Annotated in this window: 18 protein-coding genes and 2 tRNA genes; 11 read left to right on the top strand and 9 right to left on the bottom strand. The window is 72.1% G+C overall.

What is annotated here, in order from left to right:
- Positions 1-245: maleylpyruvate isomerase N-terminal domain-containing protein (locus LWC33_RS19250; protein ID WP_233305788.1), on the bottom strand; the 245-nt coding region annotated here is incomplete at its 3' end.
- Between the two features lie 103 nt (positions 246-348).
- Between LWC33_RS19250 and LWC33_RS19245 the strand changes: the two genes are divergently transcribed.
- Positions 349-1,011 carry a maleylpyruvate isomerase family mycothiol-dependent enzyme gene (locus tag LWC33_RS19245; RefSeq protein ID WP_233305787.1) on the top strand — a complete coding sequence of 221 codons (663 nt, stop codon included), beginning with the start codon at positions 349-351 and terminating at the stop codon, positions 1,009-1,011.
- A gap of 4 nt (positions 1,012-1,015) precedes the next feature.
- On the opposite strand, the gene LWC33_RS19240 is transcribed toward LWC33_RS19245, so the two are convergent.
- The gene (locus tag LWC33_RS19240) at positions 1,016-1,249 is read right to left on the bottom strand and encodes a hypothetical protein (RefSeq protein ID WP_233305786.1); all 234 of its coding nucleotides are present in this window, start codon (positions 1,247-1,249) and stop codon (positions 1,016-1,018) included.
- 221 nt (positions 1,250-1,470) lie between these two features.
- On the opposite strand from LWC33_RS19240, the gene LWC33_RS19235 reads away from it, so the two are divergent.
- The 4 genes from LWC33_RS19235 (at position 1,471) to LWC33_RS19220 (ending at position 6,398) form a co-directional block, all read left to right on the top strand.
- The gene (locus LWC33_RS19235) at positions 1,471-2,754 is read left to right on the top strand and encodes a serine hydrolase domain-containing protein (protein WP_233305785.1); all 1,284 of its coding nucleotides are present in this window, start codon (positions 1,471-1,473) and stop codon (positions 2,752-2,754) included.
- Between the two features lie 139 nt (positions 2,755-2,893).
- Positions 2,894-3,328: a Fur family transcriptional regulator gene (locus LWC33_RS19230; RefSeq protein WP_233305784.1), complete on the top strand. Its 435-nt coding sequence runs from the start codon at positions 2,894-2,896 to the stop codon at positions 3,326-3,328.
- Between the two features lie 80 nt (positions 3,329-3,408).
- Positions 3,409-5,643: a catalase/peroxidase HPI gene (gene katG / locus LWC33_RS19225; RefSeq protein WP_233305783.1), complete on the top strand. Its 2,235-nt coding sequence runs from the start codon at positions 3,409-3,411 to the stop codon at positions 5,641-5,643.
- A gap of 449 nt (positions 5,644-6,092) precedes the next feature.
- A complete protein-coding gene (locus LWC33_RS19220; RefSeq protein WP_504937543.1) occupies positions 6,093-6,398 on the top strand; it encodes a DUF8691 family protein in 306 nt (101 codons plus the stop codon).
- Between the two features lie 146 nt (positions 6,399-6,544).
- Here LWC33_RS19220 and LWC33_RS19215 read toward each other — a convergent pair whose 3' ends face one another.
- On the bottom strand, positions 6,545-7,201 hold the full coding sequence (locus LWC33_RS19215) for a winged helix-turn-helix domain-containing protein (protein ID WP_233305781.1): 657 nt from the start codon (positions 7,199-7,201) through the stop codon (positions 6,545-6,547).
- Between the two features lie 113 nt (positions 7,202-7,314).
- Here LWC33_RS19215 and LWC33_RS19210 point away from each other — a divergent pair, with 113 nt between their 5' ends.
- From LWC33_RS19210 to LWC33_RS19195, 6 genes are all read left to right on the top strand, one after another.
- Complete coding sequence (locus LWC33_RS19210) at positions 7,315-7,761, top strand: hypothetical protein (RefSeq protein ID WP_233305780.1); 447 nt, start codon at positions 7,315-7,317, stop codon at positions 7,759-7,761.
- 78 nt (positions 7,762-7,839) lie between these two features.
- Positions 7,840-8,856 (top strand): FUSC family protein, encoded by a 1,017-nt coding sequence (locus LWC33_RS19205; protein WP_233305779.1) that lies wholly within the window; start codon positions 7,840-7,842, stop codon positions 8,854-8,856.
- Between the two features lie 98 nt (positions 8,857-8,954).
- Positions 8,955-9,380 carry an amino acid permease gene (locus LWC33_RS35275; protein WP_255692236.1) on the top strand — a complete coding sequence of 142 codons (426 nt, stop codon included), beginning with the start codon at positions 8,955-8,957 and terminating at the stop codon, positions 9,378-9,380.
- Positions 9,299-10,312: an APC family permease gene (locus LWC33_RS19200; RefSeq protein ID WP_255692274.1), complete on the top strand. Its 1,014-nt coding sequence runs from the start codon at positions 9,299-9,301 to the stop codon at positions 10,310-10,312. Before LWC33_RS35275 ends, LWC33_RS19200 begins: the two co-directional genes overlap by 82 nt.
- Complete coding sequence (locus tag LWC33_RS35270) at positions 10,309-10,434, top strand: hypothetical protein (protein WP_255692235.1); 126 nt, start codon at positions 10,309-10,311, stop codon at positions 10,432-10,434. The genes LWC33_RS19200 and LWC33_RS35270 overlap by 4 nt, the downstream gene beginning before the upstream one ends.
- A 9-nt stretch (positions 10,435-10,443) precedes the next feature.
- Positions 10,444-11,802 carry a dipeptidase gene (locus tag LWC33_RS19195; protein ID WP_308190967.1) on the top strand — a complete coding sequence of 453 codons (1,359 nt, stop codon included), beginning with the start codon at positions 10,444-10,446 and terminating at the stop codon, positions 11,800-11,802.
- Between the two features lie 414 nt (positions 11,803-12,216).
- On the opposite strand, the gene LWC33_RS19190 is transcribed toward LWC33_RS19195, so the two are convergent.
- The 6 genes from LWC33_RS19190 to LWC33_RS19165 all read right to left on the bottom strand — a co-directional run bounded on the left by LWC33_RS19190 (position 12,217) and on the right by LWC33_RS19165 (position 15,385).
- A complete protein-coding gene (locus LWC33_RS19190; RefSeq protein ID WP_233305778.1) occupies positions 12,217-13,347 on the bottom strand; it encodes a tellurite resistance/C4-dicarboxylate transporter family protein in 1,131 nt (376 codons plus the stop codon).
- Positions 13,348-13,913: 566 nt separating this feature from the next.
- Positions 13,914-14,117 (bottom strand): hypothetical protein, encoded by a 204-nt coding sequence (locus LWC33_RS19185; RefSeq protein ID WP_233305777.1) that lies wholly within the window; start codon positions 14,115-14,117, stop codon positions 13,914-13,916.
- Positions 14,118-14,199: 82 nt separating this feature from the next.
- Positions 14,200-14,275: transfer RNA gene (locus LWC33_RS19180), tRNA-Ala, on the bottom strand.
- A 41-nt stretch (positions 14,276-14,316) separates the two neighbouring features.
- On the bottom strand, positions 14,317-14,424 hold the full coding sequence (locus LWC33_RS36135) for a DLW-39 family protein (protein WP_233305776.1): 108 nt from the start codon (positions 14,422-14,424) through the stop codon (positions 14,317-14,319).
- Between the two features lie 33 nt (positions 14,425-14,457).
- Positions 14,458-14,531 (bottom strand) — tRNA-Ile (locus LWC33_RS19170).
- 119 nt (positions 14,532-14,650) lie between these two features.
- Positions 14,651-15,385 carry a DUF3566 domain-containing protein gene (locus LWC33_RS19165; protein ID WP_443719816.1) on the bottom strand — a complete coding sequence of 245 codons (735 nt, stop codon included), beginning with the start codon at positions 15,383-15,385 and terminating at the stop codon, positions 14,651-14,653.
- Positions 15,386-15,434: the final 49 nt, after the last annotated feature.

Below are 15,434 nucleotides of genomic sequence, written 5' to 3'. Positions count from 1 at the left end.
GCCGGCAGCATCCCGCCGTCGTCGCCGAGGACGTCGCGGACGATCGTGTCGTCGGGGAGCTCCGTGGCCCGGGTCCGCACGATCGCCTCGGCCCAGCGGTGGCCGCCGTCGACGTGCCGCACGAGCGCGCCGAGGGTCCACCCCGGGCAGGAGGGCACCGGCGCGCGCAGGTCGGCGTCGCCGGCGTCGCGGACGAGCAGGTCGGTCTGGGTGACGATCTCGGTGCAGTGCCGGTCGAAGTCCATCGGAGCCTCCGTGGTGGTGGGCCTGTCGGAGGTGGTCGGAGCCGGTCCGCGGTTCTCGACATCCCTCTCGCGCGCACCTCCTCCGGGTGGTTGGCTCGCGGACGTGGACCCGATCGAGGAGTGGACGCAGGCGCAGCAACGGGTCGTGGCGCTCGTCGCGGACGCGCCCGATCCGGACGTGCGGGTGCCGGCGTGCCCGGACTGGACGGTGCGCGACCTGTTCTCGCACATGGTCGGGCTGGGGGCGGACGTCGTCGCGGGCGACGAGCCCGACGACCACAACGAGACCTGGACCGCCGCCCAGGTGGAGAAGCGGCGCGGGCACACGGTGGCCCGGCTGGTGGCCGAGTGGCAGGAGATCGCCGAGCCGTTGCGCGGGTGGATGCGGGCGCACGGTGCCCGCCCGCTCGGCGACGTGATCATCCACGAGCAGGACCTGCGCGGCGCCCTGCACGCCCCGGGCGCCCGCGACACCCCCGGCCTGTGGGCGATCCGGGACCGCTTCGCCGCGCGGCTGGCCGGCCGGCTGCCCGACGGACCCTCGGTCGCCCTCGTCGGCGACACGTGGCGGTGGACGCCCGCGGGCACCGTCGACGAGGCCCCGGTGCGGATCCGCGCCTCGGACTTCGACCTGGCGCGCCTGCTGATGACCCGCCGCTCCGCCGCGCAGCTGGCGCGCTGGACCGAGCGGGGCGACGTCGGCCCCTACCGTTCGGCCTTCGCGTCCCTCGGCCCGCTGCCGGAGCACGACCTCACCGACGCGTAGCGCCTCAGTCGCCGGCGCCGTCGCGCAGCGTCAGGACCACCCGCAGGACGTGCTCGACCGCCGACTCGAACAGCGGCCCGCGCAGCTCGCCGCGGGTCGCGAGGTTCTGCGAGGCGAACTGGAGCATGCGTTCCGGCCCGACCCGGCGCACCACCAGCGCCGCGACCTCCTCGAGGTCCACGCCGGGGTTGTCCAGCCGGGCGAGCGCGAACTCGACGACCAGCTCCTCCTCGGTCACGCTCCCCTCCTCTCCCCGACCTCCATCATCCCGCCCGCCCGCCGACCCACCACGCGCGGTCGGCGTGAACGCACCCATCGTGGCTCGTCCGGACGGCGGCTGCGGCGGGATCGCCCGTGCCACAGCATGGGAGGAATCGGAGCAACAGGCCCGCCGCACCGTCGGTCGGGCGTTCGTGCACGCACCACGCAAGCCGGCCCGTCGATGCGTCGGAGCACACCATGCGTCCCGGTCTCGCCGCCTCCTGCGCGGCTCTGGTCCTGCTGCTCGCCGGCTGTACCGCCACTGCTTCGCCGACGAGGACCGTCTCGGCCGCCGCAGCCACGACGGCGACCACCCCCTCGGTGGTGAGGACGATCGACCCCGCCGCGCTGCGGACGGCCGTGGAGAAGACCGTCCAGGAGCTCATGATCCCCGGCGCCGTCGTCGAGGTCCGCACCCCGCAGGGCGGGTTCACGACGGCCGTCGGCACCACGCAGCGGGGCACCGACGTGCCGCCGGACGCGGCCACGCACGTCCGGATCGCCTCGGTCACCAAGACGATGACCTCCGCCGTGATCGTGCAGCTGGCCCAGGAGGGCAAGCTGCGCTTCGACGACCCGGTGTCGAAGTACGTCCCGGGCGTGCCCGGCGGCGACGACATCACCGTGGCCCAGCTCCTGACCATGCGAAGTGGCCTCTACGGCTTCACGAACGACCCCGGGTTCTCGGCGACCCTCGACGCGGACCCCGGCAAGGTCTGGACGCCGCAGGAGACCCTGGACATCGGCTTCCGGCACCCGCCCGAGTTCCCGCCCGGCACCGGCTACGACTACAGCAACACCAACTACACCCTCCTCGGGCTGATCGTCGAGAAGGTCGACGGCCGGCCCCTCGCCCAGGCCTTCCGGGACCGGCTGTTCGGTCCGCTCGGCCTGACGCAGACGTCGCTGCCGGCGAGCACGGACACCTCGATCCCCGACCCGTACTCGCACGGCTACATGTACGGCGGCACGGCCTACGCCATGGTGGACAGCACGTACCCACCGGACGTACAGGCCGCTGCCAGGGCGGGGACCCTGCAGCCGACCGACTACACCCACCAGAACCCGACCTACGCCTGGGCCGCAGGGGGCGCGATCTCCACCGCCGACGACCTCGCGACCTGGATCCGGGCGTTGGTCGGCGGTCGGGTGTTCGACGCCGATCTCCAGCGCCAGTGGCTCGACAGCCCGCAACCCGCCCCGGGCGAGCCGGCGACCGCGTCGCAGTACGGGTACGGCATCGAACGCCAGACCTTCGCCCCGGGCGCCACCATGTACTTCCACCTCGGTGAGATGCCCGGCTACAACCTCGTCGTCGGCTTCGACCCGGGCAACGACGTCACCCTCGTGATCTGGAGCAACCTGACCGTGGGGCTGGACGGCAAGCAGACGGCGAACGCCGTGCTCAACGCCGTGGCGGGGCAGATCTACTCGCTGCCGCCGCAGGCGTCACCCTCGGCACCGCCGCCCCCCACGCGGTGACGGCTTCCCCGCCACGCATGCCGCATTCTCGCCCGGCGCTCCCGCGCGACGTCGGTTCGGTCGTGCGTCACGCACTCGTCTCCGCGTGTCCACTGTTCTGGACTTGATCCAGTCAGCTCTTCGTGGTGGGATCGGCGGCGTGCAGAGCCGCGAGGAGATCGAGCGTTCCCTTCGTGGTGCCGCGCTGCGCGTCACCGCGCCGCGCAGGGCCGTGCTGTCGGCGGTGCACGAGCACCCGCACTCCGACACCGAGACCCTGATCGCGGCGACCCGGGAGCGACTCGGGTCGGTGTCGCACCAGGCCGTGTACGACGTGCTGCGCGTCCTGACCGACGCCGGCCTGGTCCGCCGCTTCCAGCCGGCGGGCTCGGTCGCGCGCTACGAGGCGCGGGTGGGCGACAACCACCACCACCTCGTGTGCCGCTCCTGCGGCACGGTGAGCGACGTCGACTGCGCCGTCGGGCAGATGCCCTGCCTGACCGCCGCCGACGACGCCGGCTTCGAGATCCACGAGGCCGAGGTCGTCTACTGGGGCCTCTGCCCCGCCTGCCGAACCCCGTCCGCGGGCCGCTGAGCGCGCGCCCTCCATCGACCAGACCGCACCCACCACAGGCCGGTCCCCCGGACCGGCGTCCCCGTGAGGAAGGACCTGACGTGACCGACCCGAAGCCCCGCGACACCTCCGCGAGCCCGCAGGGCACCGACGCCACCGCGAGCCGCAGCGAGAGCGAGAACCCGGCCCTGGCGAGCCCCGCCTCCCACACCGGGCACCGGCCGCGGAGCAACCGCGACTGGTGGCCGAACCAGGTCGACCTGTCCGTCCTGACCCGGACCTCGCGCGAGTCCGACCCGCTGGGCGACGACGACTTCGACTACCGCAAGGCCGTCTCCCAGCTGGACTTCGAGGCCGTCAAGGCCGACATCGTCCAGGTCATGCGCACCTCGCAGGACTGGTGGCCGGCGGACTGGGGCCACTACGGCCCGCTGTTCATCCGCATGTCCTGGCACGCCGCCGGTACCTACCGCCAGGTCGACGGCCGCGGTGGCGCCGGTGAGGGCGCCCAGCGCTTCGCCCCGCTGAACAGCTGGCCGGACAACGGCAACCTCGACAAGGCCCGCCGCCTGCTGCTGCCGGTCAAGCAGAAGTACGGCCGCAGCCTCTCCTGGGCCGACCTGCTGGTGCTCGCCGGCAACGTGGCCCACGAGGACATGGGCTTCGAGACCTTCGGTTTCGCCTTCGGCCGCGAGGACGTGTGGCAGCCCGACGAGGTCTTCTGGGGTCCGGAGGACACCTGGCTCGGCGACGAGCGCTACAGCGGCGACACCCCGCTCGAGCTCGAGGGCGCGCTCGGCGCCGTCACGATGGGCCTCATCTACGTCAACCCGGAGGGCGCGAAGGGCGAGGGGGACCCGGCCGCGACGGCTCACGACATCCGCCTGACGTTCGCCCGGATGGCGATGAACGACGAGGAGACCATCGCGCTCATCGGCGGCGGCCACACCTTCGGCAAGGCGCACGGCGCCGGCGACCCGGACCTCGTCGGCCCTGAGCCGGAGGGCTGCCCGGTGTTCTCCGGCGGCCTCGGCTGGAGGAACCAGAACGGCACCGGCAAGGGCGCCGACACCGTGACCAGCGGCCTCGAGGGCGCCTGGACCCCGACGCCCACCCAGTGGGACAACAGCTACTGGGACACGCTGCTCGGCTACGACTGGGAGCTCACCCGGAGCCCCGCGGGCGCCAAGCAGTGGAAGCCCAAGCAGGCCGAGGGCCAGGAGATCGTGCCCGACGCGCACATCCCGGGCAAGAAGAACCCGCCCATGATGACGACGGCCGACATCGCGCTGCGAGTCGACCCGGAGTACCGCAAGATCGCCGAGCGGTTCCGCGACAACCCCGAGCAGTTCGAAGACGCCTACCGCCGCGGCTGGTTCAAGCTCCTGCACCGCGACATGGGTCCGGTCTCGCGCTACATCGGCCCGTGGGTGCCGCAGGAGGTCCAGCTCTGGCAGGACCCGATCCCGGCGGTCGAGCACGAGCTGCTGTCGGAGTCCGACGCCGCCGAGCTCAAGAAGCAGATCCTCGCCTCCGGCCTGACGGTCTCGCAGCTCGTGCACACCGCCTGGTCGTCCGCGGCGTCCTTCCGCACCACCGACAAGCGCGGCGGCGCGAACGGCGGCCGGCTGCGGCTCGAGCCGCAGGCGAGCTGGGCGGTCAACGCCGGCACGCAGGAGGTCATCGCCAAGCTGGACGAGGTGCGTCAGGCCTTCGGCAAGCCCGTCTCGATCGCCGACACGATCGTGCTGGCCGGCGCCGCGGCCGTCGAGAAGGCCGCCGCGGACGCGGGGGTGACCGTCACCGTGCCGTTCGCGCCCGGCCGCACGGACGCCTCGCAGGAGCAGACGGACGTCGAGACGTTCGCCTACCTCGAGCCGCGCGCCGACGGGTTCCGCAACTGGATCTCCCCGGACGTGAAGCTGGAGCCGGAGACGCTGCTCGTCGACCGGGCCTACAACCTCGAGCTCTCCGCCAAGGAGCTGACCGTCCTGATCGGCGGCCTGCGGGTGCTGGGCGCGAACACCGGCGGCACGCAGCACGGTGTCTTCACCGACAAGCCGGGCGTCCTGTCGCAGGACTTCTTCCGCAACCTGCTCGACCTCGGGGTCGAGTGGAGCACGTCGCAGGACTCCGCGAACGTCTTCGAGGCGCGGGACGCGAACGGCACCGTCGTCCGCACGGCCACCGCGGCCGACCTGGTCTTCGGCTCGAACTCGATCCTGCGCGGCATCGTCGAGGTGTACGGCGCCGACGACGCCAAGGAGAAGTTCGTCCGTGACTTCGTCAAGGCGTGGGACAAGGTCATGAACCTGGACCGGTTCGACCTGCGCTGATCCCTCCACCCGCCGACGCCCCGGTCCGCCGCACCCGCGGTGGGCCGGGGCGTCGGCGTCGGCGACCGGTGTGTCGACGAGGTGGCGAGCAGCGCTCCGGGCGGCGAACTCCTCGAGGTGGAACTGGAGACCGGCGAACGGGCTGCCCGGGAACTCACCGGAGATCGTGCAGGTCACGACCAGGCCGTCCGCGGACCGCTCGACCTCCGTGATCGTGTGGGCTGCAGCCGTGGACTCCCCTCCCGGTTCGTCCGTCGAGCGGGCTCCTCAGCGTCGGGGCTGGTGAGCGGTGGTGCGGCCGGCTGCCGGCGGCGCCATTGCAGCCGTCCCTCGTCGATCCGTCGTCGCGTCATCTGCGTGGGGTGACGCCACGGGCCGGGTGGGTGGAGCAGGGTCACTGATGCTCGGGGGCTCGCACCGACGGCGGTGGGAGGTCGGCCGTGTCGGGGATGAGATATGAGTTCCGAGTGGCCGGACGCCTGTCGCTGCGCGCGCAGCAGGCGCTCGAGGAGCTGACCGCGGTCGAGGTGCCCACCGAGACCGTCCTCTACGGCACGCTCGTCGACGACGCGCAGGTGCACGGCGTGCTGGCGCGCCTGCAGGACCTCGGACTGCGGGTCGTGTCGATGCAGCAGTGCACGAGCGCGACGACGAGGAGGCCACCGGTCCGTGAGGAGCTCTCAGATCAGAGGAGCCGGGCCTCCTCCGCCGCGATGATCGCGGCGCGCCGGCTGTTCACGTCGAGCTTGCGGTAGATCGCCCGGGGTGCCGTAGGCCGCGGTGTCCAGGTTGCCCAGGCCGTCGAGGACCAGATCGAGGAACTGTTCCGCGGGCCCGAAGCTGCCCCGCTGTCGGATGAGGACGGTCGGCAACGCGGGATCGGCGTAGCGGAAGGGCCGGATCAGACCGTGCGGCCCGGCCGCCGCGAGCGCCTCGGCGAGGCTCTCCCGGGCGAGGATGTGCCGGCGGGTGTGGTGGCGGCCGCGGCCCGGACGAGCCACGCGTGGACCCTGCTGGCCGGCAGGACCGTCACCAGCTCGTCGTCGAGGACGGGGAGGACGGCCGCCCGAGACTGATCCGCCCGGTCCTGACGCAGGAGGCTCCGCGCTCGCAGTACGGCGACATCTCCGTCGCACTCCAGGTGCGCGCGGCACCAGGCGACCACGTCCCGGGCGAGGGCCAGGTAGGCCCTCAGCAGGGCGTGGATGCGGTAGGACCAGCGCCCCGGCCCGTCCCCGGTCACCAGGGCGGTCTCTCGTTCGAGGCGTTCCAGCAGTGCGGCAGTGTCACTCCTGCCGGACAGCCGCGCGGCGAGCTCGGTCGGCATCGGCGAGCACACCGCGAGGATCCGGAGGAAGTCGAGGAGGTCGGCCGGCAGCCCCCCGAGGACCTCGCCGATGAGGTAGTCGGCGACCGCCTGGTCCTGACCGAGGAAGTGCTCGAAGAACTGCTCGGGCGAGGGGGCGCCGTGCAGGGACAGGGCCGCCAGTCGCAGGCCCGCGGCCCAGCCCTCGGTGCGCGCGACGAGCATCTCGACGCGGTGTCGGTCCAGTTCCACCCCGGCCCTGCTGAGCAGGACCGCCGCGGAGTCGACGTCGAAGCGGAGGTCGCCGGAGCGATCACGGTGACGCGGTCGTCCAGCCGCATCCTCGCCAGCCCGAGCGGAGGGTCGTGCCGGGCGGCCAGTACGAGGTGCAGGAACTCGGGTTGATGGCGCAGCAGCATCTCGACGACGTGCAGCGACCGCGATGCGGCGATCTCGTGAAGGTCGTCGAGGACCAGCAGGACGGGGCCGGCGAGCACTCCGAGGATGTCCAGGAGCTCGGCGAGCAGCGCCTGCTCGCCGGGTGCGTGGTGGTGCCGCCCGGCGGGCTCGGCTCCGGGGCGTGGCGGAAGGGGCCGCATCAGGGCGGCCCCGTGCGCGAGCGTGTCCTCCTGCCCCGTGCGCGAGTGGTCATGGTCCCCCCAACCTCCACCGTCGGACGATCGACGGTAGCGACACCCGCGGGGACGCTGTCACGGGCCGAACGTCCGTTTCCTCCTCCGCAACGGGTGAGACCTGCGGCACTTCGTTGCGCCGTGAACGTCCTCGCCGGGCACCTCACTCGCTACGCGTGATCCCCCTGCGCGTGCCTGCTGGGACCGTGCCCCGGTGCTCCGTGCTCTCACGACCCCCGTCGGTGCGGCGGTCGTCCCGTGACCGGCCTGCCCGCGGATCACCGAGCGCCGGCCTGGGTGGTCTGGCACTGGTCGGCGGCACTACGTGGTGCGCTGCTGGCCCTGCCCGCGTGTGTCGTCCTCCCCCATGACCCCGACGCCGGTGTGGCACTGGCGCTCGGCGTGGTCCCCGCCGCGGCGGTTCCCCTCGTCCCGCGGCGGCGCGGCCGCCTCCTGGTCGTCGCCATCGGGACGTTGATGGGTCTCTCCGTGCTGGTCGGCGGCCTGATCGCCGTGTCGCCCTGGCTCGCCGTGCCTGCCCTGATGACCTGCGCGTTCGGCGCGTCCTTCCTCGCCACCCGACGGCCGAGGGCGAGGATCCTGCTGCTGCTCGCCGTCCCTCTGATCGGCGTCGGGCTGAGCTATCCGGGCCTGGCGACGGCCGCACCGCTGGCCCTGCTGTTCGTCGCCGGGTCGGTGTACGGCTGGCTGGTGTCGCTGTTCTGGCCCGAGACGGCGCCACGTCGGCGCGTCGATCCGCCGCCACCGAACCTCGCGTACGGCCTGTGGCTCGCCCTGGCCGCAGGGCTCTGCGCCGCCCTCGGCTTCGCCCTGCACCTCGACCACGTCGGCTGGCCCACCGCGGCGGCGCTGCTGGTCATGCGGCCCGGACAGGCGCAGCTCGAGCTGCGCGCGATCGGGCGACCGGTCTCGGTGGTGGCGGGGGCGCTCGCCGCCGTCGCGCTGGTGAGCGCGCACGCGCCGCTGTGGCTGCTCACGGTCGCGACTGCCGTGGCACTCGTCGCCGCGACGGCGACAGTGGGCAGCCGCTGGTACGTCATGCCCGCCTTCACCACCTTCCTGGTCTTCCTGCTGTTGCTCGGCTCGGACCCGTCCGCGGCGGCGGGGCGGTTCTGGGAACGCCTCGGCGAGACCGTGCTCGGCGTCGCCGTCGCCGTCGTGTTCGGGGTGGTGGCGCCCGTGCTGTACGAGCGGTCCACCCGCAGGCACCGCGTCTTCTCGCCCGCTGTGGAGGACGAGCGCGGCCACGGATGACCGTTTGAGTCGGTCCGTCCTGCTGTCTCGCGACGTTCGCGGACGGTGCCGTCGGCCGCCCGCGCGCCGAGCGGTCGCGTACCGAGGAGGGACCACCGATGACCAGCGATGCTCTCGGCGCCGGCGAGGCGCGGGCGGCCGCCCCGGCGAAACGCCGGATCTCCGCGGGCACGATCTCGTGGACCGCGCTGGCCCTGATGACCGTGTCCTCGGTGGCCAGCCTGCGCCCGGCGCCGACCATGGCCGTCTACGGGCTGGCCTGTGTGTTCCTCTACGTGCTCCCGGCGATCGTGTTCCTGATCCCGACCGCGCTGGTCTCCGCCGAGCTCGCGTCCGGCTGGTCGGGCGGCGTCTATCGGTGGGTGACCGAAGGGATGTCCCCGAACATGGGCTTCGCCGCCGCCTGGCACCAGTTCGCCATGACGATCTTCTATAACCCGCCCTGCTCTCGTTCGTCGCCAGCACGCTCGCCTACGTCATCGACCCCGATCTCGCCTCCAGCGGGGTCTTCACCGCGGTGGTGATCATCGCGGTGTACTGGCTCGGAGTGCTCCTCGCGCTGCGCGGCGGCATCGGCGTGATCGCCAAGCTCGCCTCCAGCGGCGTCCTCGTCGGAACACTGATCCCCGGGGCGCTGCTGGTCGTCCGCGGCATCGTCTACCTGGCCCAGGGCAACCCGTCGGCCGCGCCCATGGCCGCGGACAACCTGCTGCCCGCCTGGACCGGCATCGCCAGCATCGTGCTGATCGTCAGCAACTTCGGCGCCTACTCCGGCATGGAGATGAACGCCGTGCACGTCAACGAGCTGGAGAAACCGGCCAAGCAGTTCCCGAAGGCGATGTTCCTGGCGGTCGCGCTCGTGCTCGTCGTGCTGATCCTGCCGCCGCTGACGATCTCCTGGGTGGTCCCGGCCGACCAGATCAGCCTCACCGCCGGCGTCATGCAGGCCTTCGAAGCCGTGTTCTCCAATTTCGGCCTCGGCTGGCTGGTCCCGATCGTCGGCCTCGCCATCGTCGTCGCCTCCCTCGCCGGGTTCATGACCTGGCTGTCCGGGCCGTCGCGGAGCCTGCTGCTGGTCGCGAAGGACGGCGGCTACCTGCCCCCGTACTTCCAGAAGACCAACAAGGCCTGCCGTCCACGCCGATCTCCGACACCGCCGTGGGCGAGGTGCCGGCGGACCTCGCGGGCACCGCCGCCGGGGTGTTCAAGATGTCCAGCATGGTCGGCGGCGCGCTCGGCGTCGCCGTCCTCTCCGCGATCACGCGCGGACGCACCACCGCGGAGGCCGCCGACGCCTTCGCCGCCTCGGGGCTCTCTCCCGAGCAGATCGACCGCGCCCACCAGGCCCTGGTCAACTCCTCCTCCTTCGAGCAGGCGATCGCCTCCCTCCCTGCCGGCCTCGCCGACGTCGTCACCCACGCCGCCGTCGCCGCCTTCACCCGCGGCCTCGCCGTGACCATGGTGGTGCTCGCCGTCCTCGTCCTGGTCGTCTGCGGACTCGTCGCGCTGCTCTGGCCCCGCCACGCCCGCGCCGCCACCCCGACCACCACCAGCACATCCGCACCCGACACCCGGTAGGAGTCCGCCGTGCCCGACACCGCCCTGCAGTCGGCCATCCGCGCCCTGATGCCGCGCGCCCACGACGACCTCGCCGAGATGGTGGCCTTCCGCTCCGTGCACGACGCCGCCCAGTTCCCGCCGGAGGAGTGCGAGCGCATGGCCGAGTGGACCGCCCAGGCGTTCCGCGAACTCGGTTTCCGCGACGTGGCCACCCACCCGACCCCGGACGGCAGCAAGGCCGTCTGCGGCCACGCCGACGGTCCGCCCGGCGCTCCGACCGTGCTGCTCTACTTCCACCACGACGTCCAACCGCCCCTCGACGACGCCGCCTGGCGCACCCCGGTCTGGCAGCTCACCGAGGTCGACGGCCGCTGGTACGGCCGCGGCGCCGCCGACTGCAAGGGCAACATCGCCATGCACCTCACGGCGCTGCGCGCGTTCAACGGCGACTACCCGGTCAACCTGAAGATCGTCGGCGAGGACTCCGAGGAGCAGGGCACCGGAGGCCTCGAGGCGTTCGTGCCCGACAACGCCGACCTGTTGCGCCCCGACACCATCCTCGTCTGCGACGCGGGGAACTTCGCCGTCGGCGTCCCCAGCCTCACCACCAGCCTGCGCGGCCTCGCCAACGTCGTCGTCGAGGTGCAGACCCTGGCCAGTTCCATGCACTCCGGCATGTTCGGCGGCGCGGCACCCGACGCCCTCGCCGCGCTCGTCCACATCCTCGCCACGCTCCGCGACGAGCACGGCAACACCACCGTCCGGGGGCTGGACGCCACCCAGACCTGGCAGGGCGCCGACTATCCCGCCGACCGGTTCCGCACCGACGCCACCGTCCTCGACGGGGTCGACCTCCTCGGCGACGGCCGCGTGTCCGACCTCGTCTGGGCCCGCCCCGCCGTCACCGTCCTCGGCATCGACTGCCCGCGGGTCGTCGGCTCCTCCGCGGCGATCCAACCCTCCGCCCGGGCCCGGCTCAACCTGCGCGTCCCGCCCGGGACGGACGCGGTCGAGGCACGCGACGCGCTCACCCGGCATCTCCACGACGTCGCGCCGTGGAACGTCCGGATCGAGGTGCGGCCCGAGGCCGAGGGCCAGCCCTTCACCGGCTCCCTCACCGGCCCCGGCTTCGACGCCATGACCGCCGCGATGAAGGACGTCTACGGCCGCGACGTCACCTACCAGGGCCAGGGCGGCTCCATCCCGCTCTGCAACGTCTTCCAGGACACCTTCCCCGACGCCGAGATCATGCTCATCGGCGTCGAGGAACCCCGCTGCCTCATCCACGCCCCGACCGGAAGCGTCGACCCCTCCGAGATCGAGAACATGGCCCGGGTCGAAGCCACGTTCATGCAGGAATACGCCCGGAGAACCCCGAGGACGTAGCGCCCGCGCGTCCCCTGCCGAGTCGATGATCGAGGGCCACGACCCATGGTCGCGGGCTCGAGAGGCGCCGACCGCAGGGGGTCGTTCCGCGACGTGGCGGATCGCGCCCGCCGCGTCGTGCTGGCACGGTGGCTGGATGGGCGAGGACACACAGCGGGCCTCTTTCCGACTCGCGATCATGGCCTCGGGCGCGCTGGTGCTATGGGGGCCGACCTGGCTGCAGGTGACATGGTTGCTGGCGACAGCCGCCCTGGCGGCTCGCATGGCCCTGGCGGAGCGCTTCACCCACCTTGCGTCCACGCCCCCCGAGACCTGATATCCAACGGCCTGACGTCGGCCGCTGGGCCGATCACATCTCACCGAGAAGCGCTCTCCGCCCGGCCTGATCCATGTCGCTCGGCGGCGCGAAATTCCTCAGTCCCCAGGGCTCCCCGGGCCCAGCTTCCTGTCTGGATCCTCATCCTCACCGTGGCCTGCCTCACCACCCGTGAAGACGTGGACGATCAGTAGCACGCCGCGGTGAGTGAGGCCGGTGAACGTCGCAGCCCAGCCGACCAGGGCGAGCGTGAGCACGACGGCGGGCAGCCAGCCGAGCAGGTCGAGCCCGATCGCCAGCCGCATGCGGAAGGTGGCGACGGCGTACATGCCCAGCGGGAACACCAGCGCCCAGTACGAGGGGTGGTAGCGCAGCGGGATCCTGTTGACGACGTGGCGCCACACGCCGATGGCGACCATGAGCGGGAACCAGAAGGTGGCGGTGGCCCAGGCGAGCACGACGAGCAGCTCGAGGACCGGAGCCAGCCGGTCGATTCGCGGGTCGGCCGTGCGCGCCAGCAGCAGGTTCGACCCGGCGAGCACGATGATCGCCACCGCGCCGGCAGCGATCCAGGTGGGTGGGTCCTCCTCGTTCGGGCCGATCCGGGCGAAGGTCCAGCGCAGGAACACCATCGTCATGACGATCAGGTAGAGCACGATGCCGAGGCAGAAGAACGCCAGGCAGGCGAACGCCAGCGGCTCGCCACCCAGGCGGGGCAGCAGCAGCGCCCCCAGCACCACCAGGGATTCGGTGGCGACGGTGAGCAGGAACCAGGTCCCGTTGATGCCGGCTCCGAAATCGGGCTTGTCCACCCGCAGCACGACCGCGATCAACGTCGTATAGAGCAGCACGGCCCACAGCGCAAGGCCGATCCACCACAGCACGAGCGCCGGAGTCCACCAGCCGAGCAGGATCGCGCTCGCCGAGCCGAGAACTTCGCTGGCGGCGACCGCGGTGGTGAAGGCGAAGCCCTTGGCATGGTCGGTCAGATCGGCCAGGAGCAGCCGCGGGTAGCCGAACAGGCGGGCAAGGGTGCAGCCGGCAATGACGACGTAGCCGACGCCTGCGATGGCGTAGAGCAGCAGGTCGAGCACGGGGATCCCGACGAGCCGGCAGCCGATCGCGATGATCCCGGTCGCCATCACCAGGGCGAAGTAGCCCGGGAAGAACGAGGCCAACGAGGCCGCCTTGCGCCGGGCACAGACGCGCCGCCCAGAGGTCGTGTTCATGTCACTTGCCTCCTGCGCGCGTCGGCGACCATCGCTGTCGTCACGAGTTGGACCGTACGGGGGGCAGGCAGTGGCAGCGCCGGCCCCGGTCGTGCTGGACACCGCAGTCCTTACCGGGCTCGCCGCGCTCGTCTTCGGTCGTGGCGCTCTCGCGATCGCGAGGATCTACCACGCCTATCATCGACTGGTCACCGCCGCGGCGGCGAGCTCAGGCGTAGTACGCGGGTCGGCGGCGCCGCGGGGCGGTCCTGATGCGCCCCAAGGTGGAAGGAGGTCGTCGTGCCGTACCTGCGCGTCACGTGCCCTCAGATCCCGGGTGAGCATCGTGCCCGGATAGCGGAAGCGTTGACCGACGGCCGAACCCGAGGCGGTGAACGTTCGATTTCATTCCTACCCGCCCACCGACTTCGCCGTGGCTGGTGTCCTGCTCAGCAGCCAGGTGCCGCGCGTGGCACGCGCAGCCAAACGCCTTCTCGGATGACTCGGACGAGCTGAGCGACTCGGCGTTGTCTCCGGTCGAGCCCAGAGGCGGGGAGCGCATGACCGCGGCGTCGGTGAACAAGGCGTCAGGCCGGCGCAGACATCCCGCGACTCCCGGCTCCCGACACCGACTCCCGATGCGCCCACGAAGCACACCAGGTGACCTGCCGGACCTCCCAGCACTCGTGTGGCCCGTCCATCCGGTGCTCCGCGAAGAGGATCGCCTGGAAGGAGTTGCCGCGGCGCCGGATCATCCCCTCGGTGCGGGGCTTCGGCGGGTTCTTGGCCACCCAGCGACGGTAGCCATTGCCACTGTCATTGCCATCACAGTGGTCGAGCGATCTTGCGACCAGCGTTAGCGCTGGTCAGAGGTGGTGGAGACGAGGGGAATCGAACCCCTAACCCCCGCCTTGCAAAGGCGGTGCTCTGCCAATTGAGCTACGTCCCCGTGGGGCCCACGCTACCGCGCGCGGCCCGAGGTGCAGGCGTTCACTTCGTGGCTTCGTGCCAGGGGTCCTCGCCGGGACGGTTCTTGACCTTGAGGAGGACCAGGATCGCGGCGCCGGCTGCGGCGAGGAGAGCGAGGATCTTCTTCACGTCGATCACCTTCGGTGCCGGTGCCGGGAGGAGTGGGCCTAGCTGGATTTGAACCAGCGACCTCATCGTTATCAGCGATGCGCTCTAACCAACTGAGCTATAGGCCCCTGCGGCAGGAACGACGATACATGACCCCCTGCAGGCCTCCCGCACCGGCCCCTCGAACCGGGGCGGGAGGTGAATCCGCAGGTCGGCGGCCCGTCGACGGGGCGCCACGGCACGGATCTCAGTCGCGCTCGGAGAGCGTGACCTCGATCCCACCGACGAGGTCGGCGGAGACGTTGTAGACGAACGCACCCACGGTGAGGGCCACCGCGAACAGCAGGCTGTTGATCGCGCCGATGATCGCGGCGAAGCCGAAGACGCTGCCGGCGCTGATGAGCGAGCCGCCGCCGCTCTGGCCGCCGCCGGAGACCAGGTCGGCGTAGGTGCCGTTGAGCCGGTCCCAGACGCCCATCCCGTCGAGCACGCCGTAGAGCACGCCGACGGCGACGAGCCAGATGAAGAACAGCACCACGGCCAGGACCAGCGCCAGCTTGAGCACCGACCACGGGTCGAACCGCTTGACCTGCAGCAACGCCTGCCGCGGGGCGCGACCGGCGACGTTCGGCACCTCGGCGTGGACCTCGGCCCGGGTACCGCCCGGAAGATTCGCGGTCCCGGCCGAGGCGTCCGCGGTCGCGTCTGCGCCCGGGGAGCGGCTCCGGTCGATGTAGGCCGTGGGTGCCTCGCTGAGCAGCGAGTCCACCGCCGGTGAGCGCTGCGCCGCCGGGCGGGGCGTTCGCACCGGCTCGGCGCCCTCCTCGCCCTGCGCACGCCGCCACGGCGGAGGCGTGGGCACGGTGCCGGGGTGGACCTCATGGGTCTCCCCCGCCTCCGCGCCCTCCGACCCCGCCGGGCTCGATGCACCCTCGGGCCGCGGGCTCGGCACCGGCCGGGCCGACGCACCGTCGGTCCCCACCGACACGGACCCCGCGGACCCGTTGGCCGACCCGTTGACCGAGGTCACG

Source organism: Pseudonocardia terrae (assembly GCF_021343995.1).
GTDB lineage: Bacteria > Actinomycetota > Actinomycetes > Mycobacteriales > Pseudonocardiaceae > Pseudonocardia > Pseudonocardia terrae.
This window is presented reverse-complemented; position numbering and strand designations above follow the sequence as displayed.

Excerpts from the sequence above, each read along its gene's own strand:
- LWC33_RS19235 (WP_233305785.1), top strand. The coding sequence starts at position 1,471 with ATGCGTCCCGGTCTCGCCGCCTCCTGCGCGGCTCTGGTCCTGCTGCTC.
- LWC33_RS19190 (WP_233305778.1), bottom strand. The coding sequence starts at position 13,347 with ATGAACACGACCTCTGGGCGGCGCGTCTGTGCCCGGCGCAAGGCGGCC.
- LWC33_RS19220 (WP_504937543.1), top strand. The coding sequence starts at position 6,093 with ATGAGATATGAGTTCCGAGTGGCCGGACGCCTGTCGCTGCGCGCGCAG.
- LWC33_RS35275 (WP_255692236.1), top strand. The coding sequence starts at position 8,955 with ATGACCAGCGATGCTCTCGGCGCCGGCGAGGCGCGGGCGGCCGCCCCG.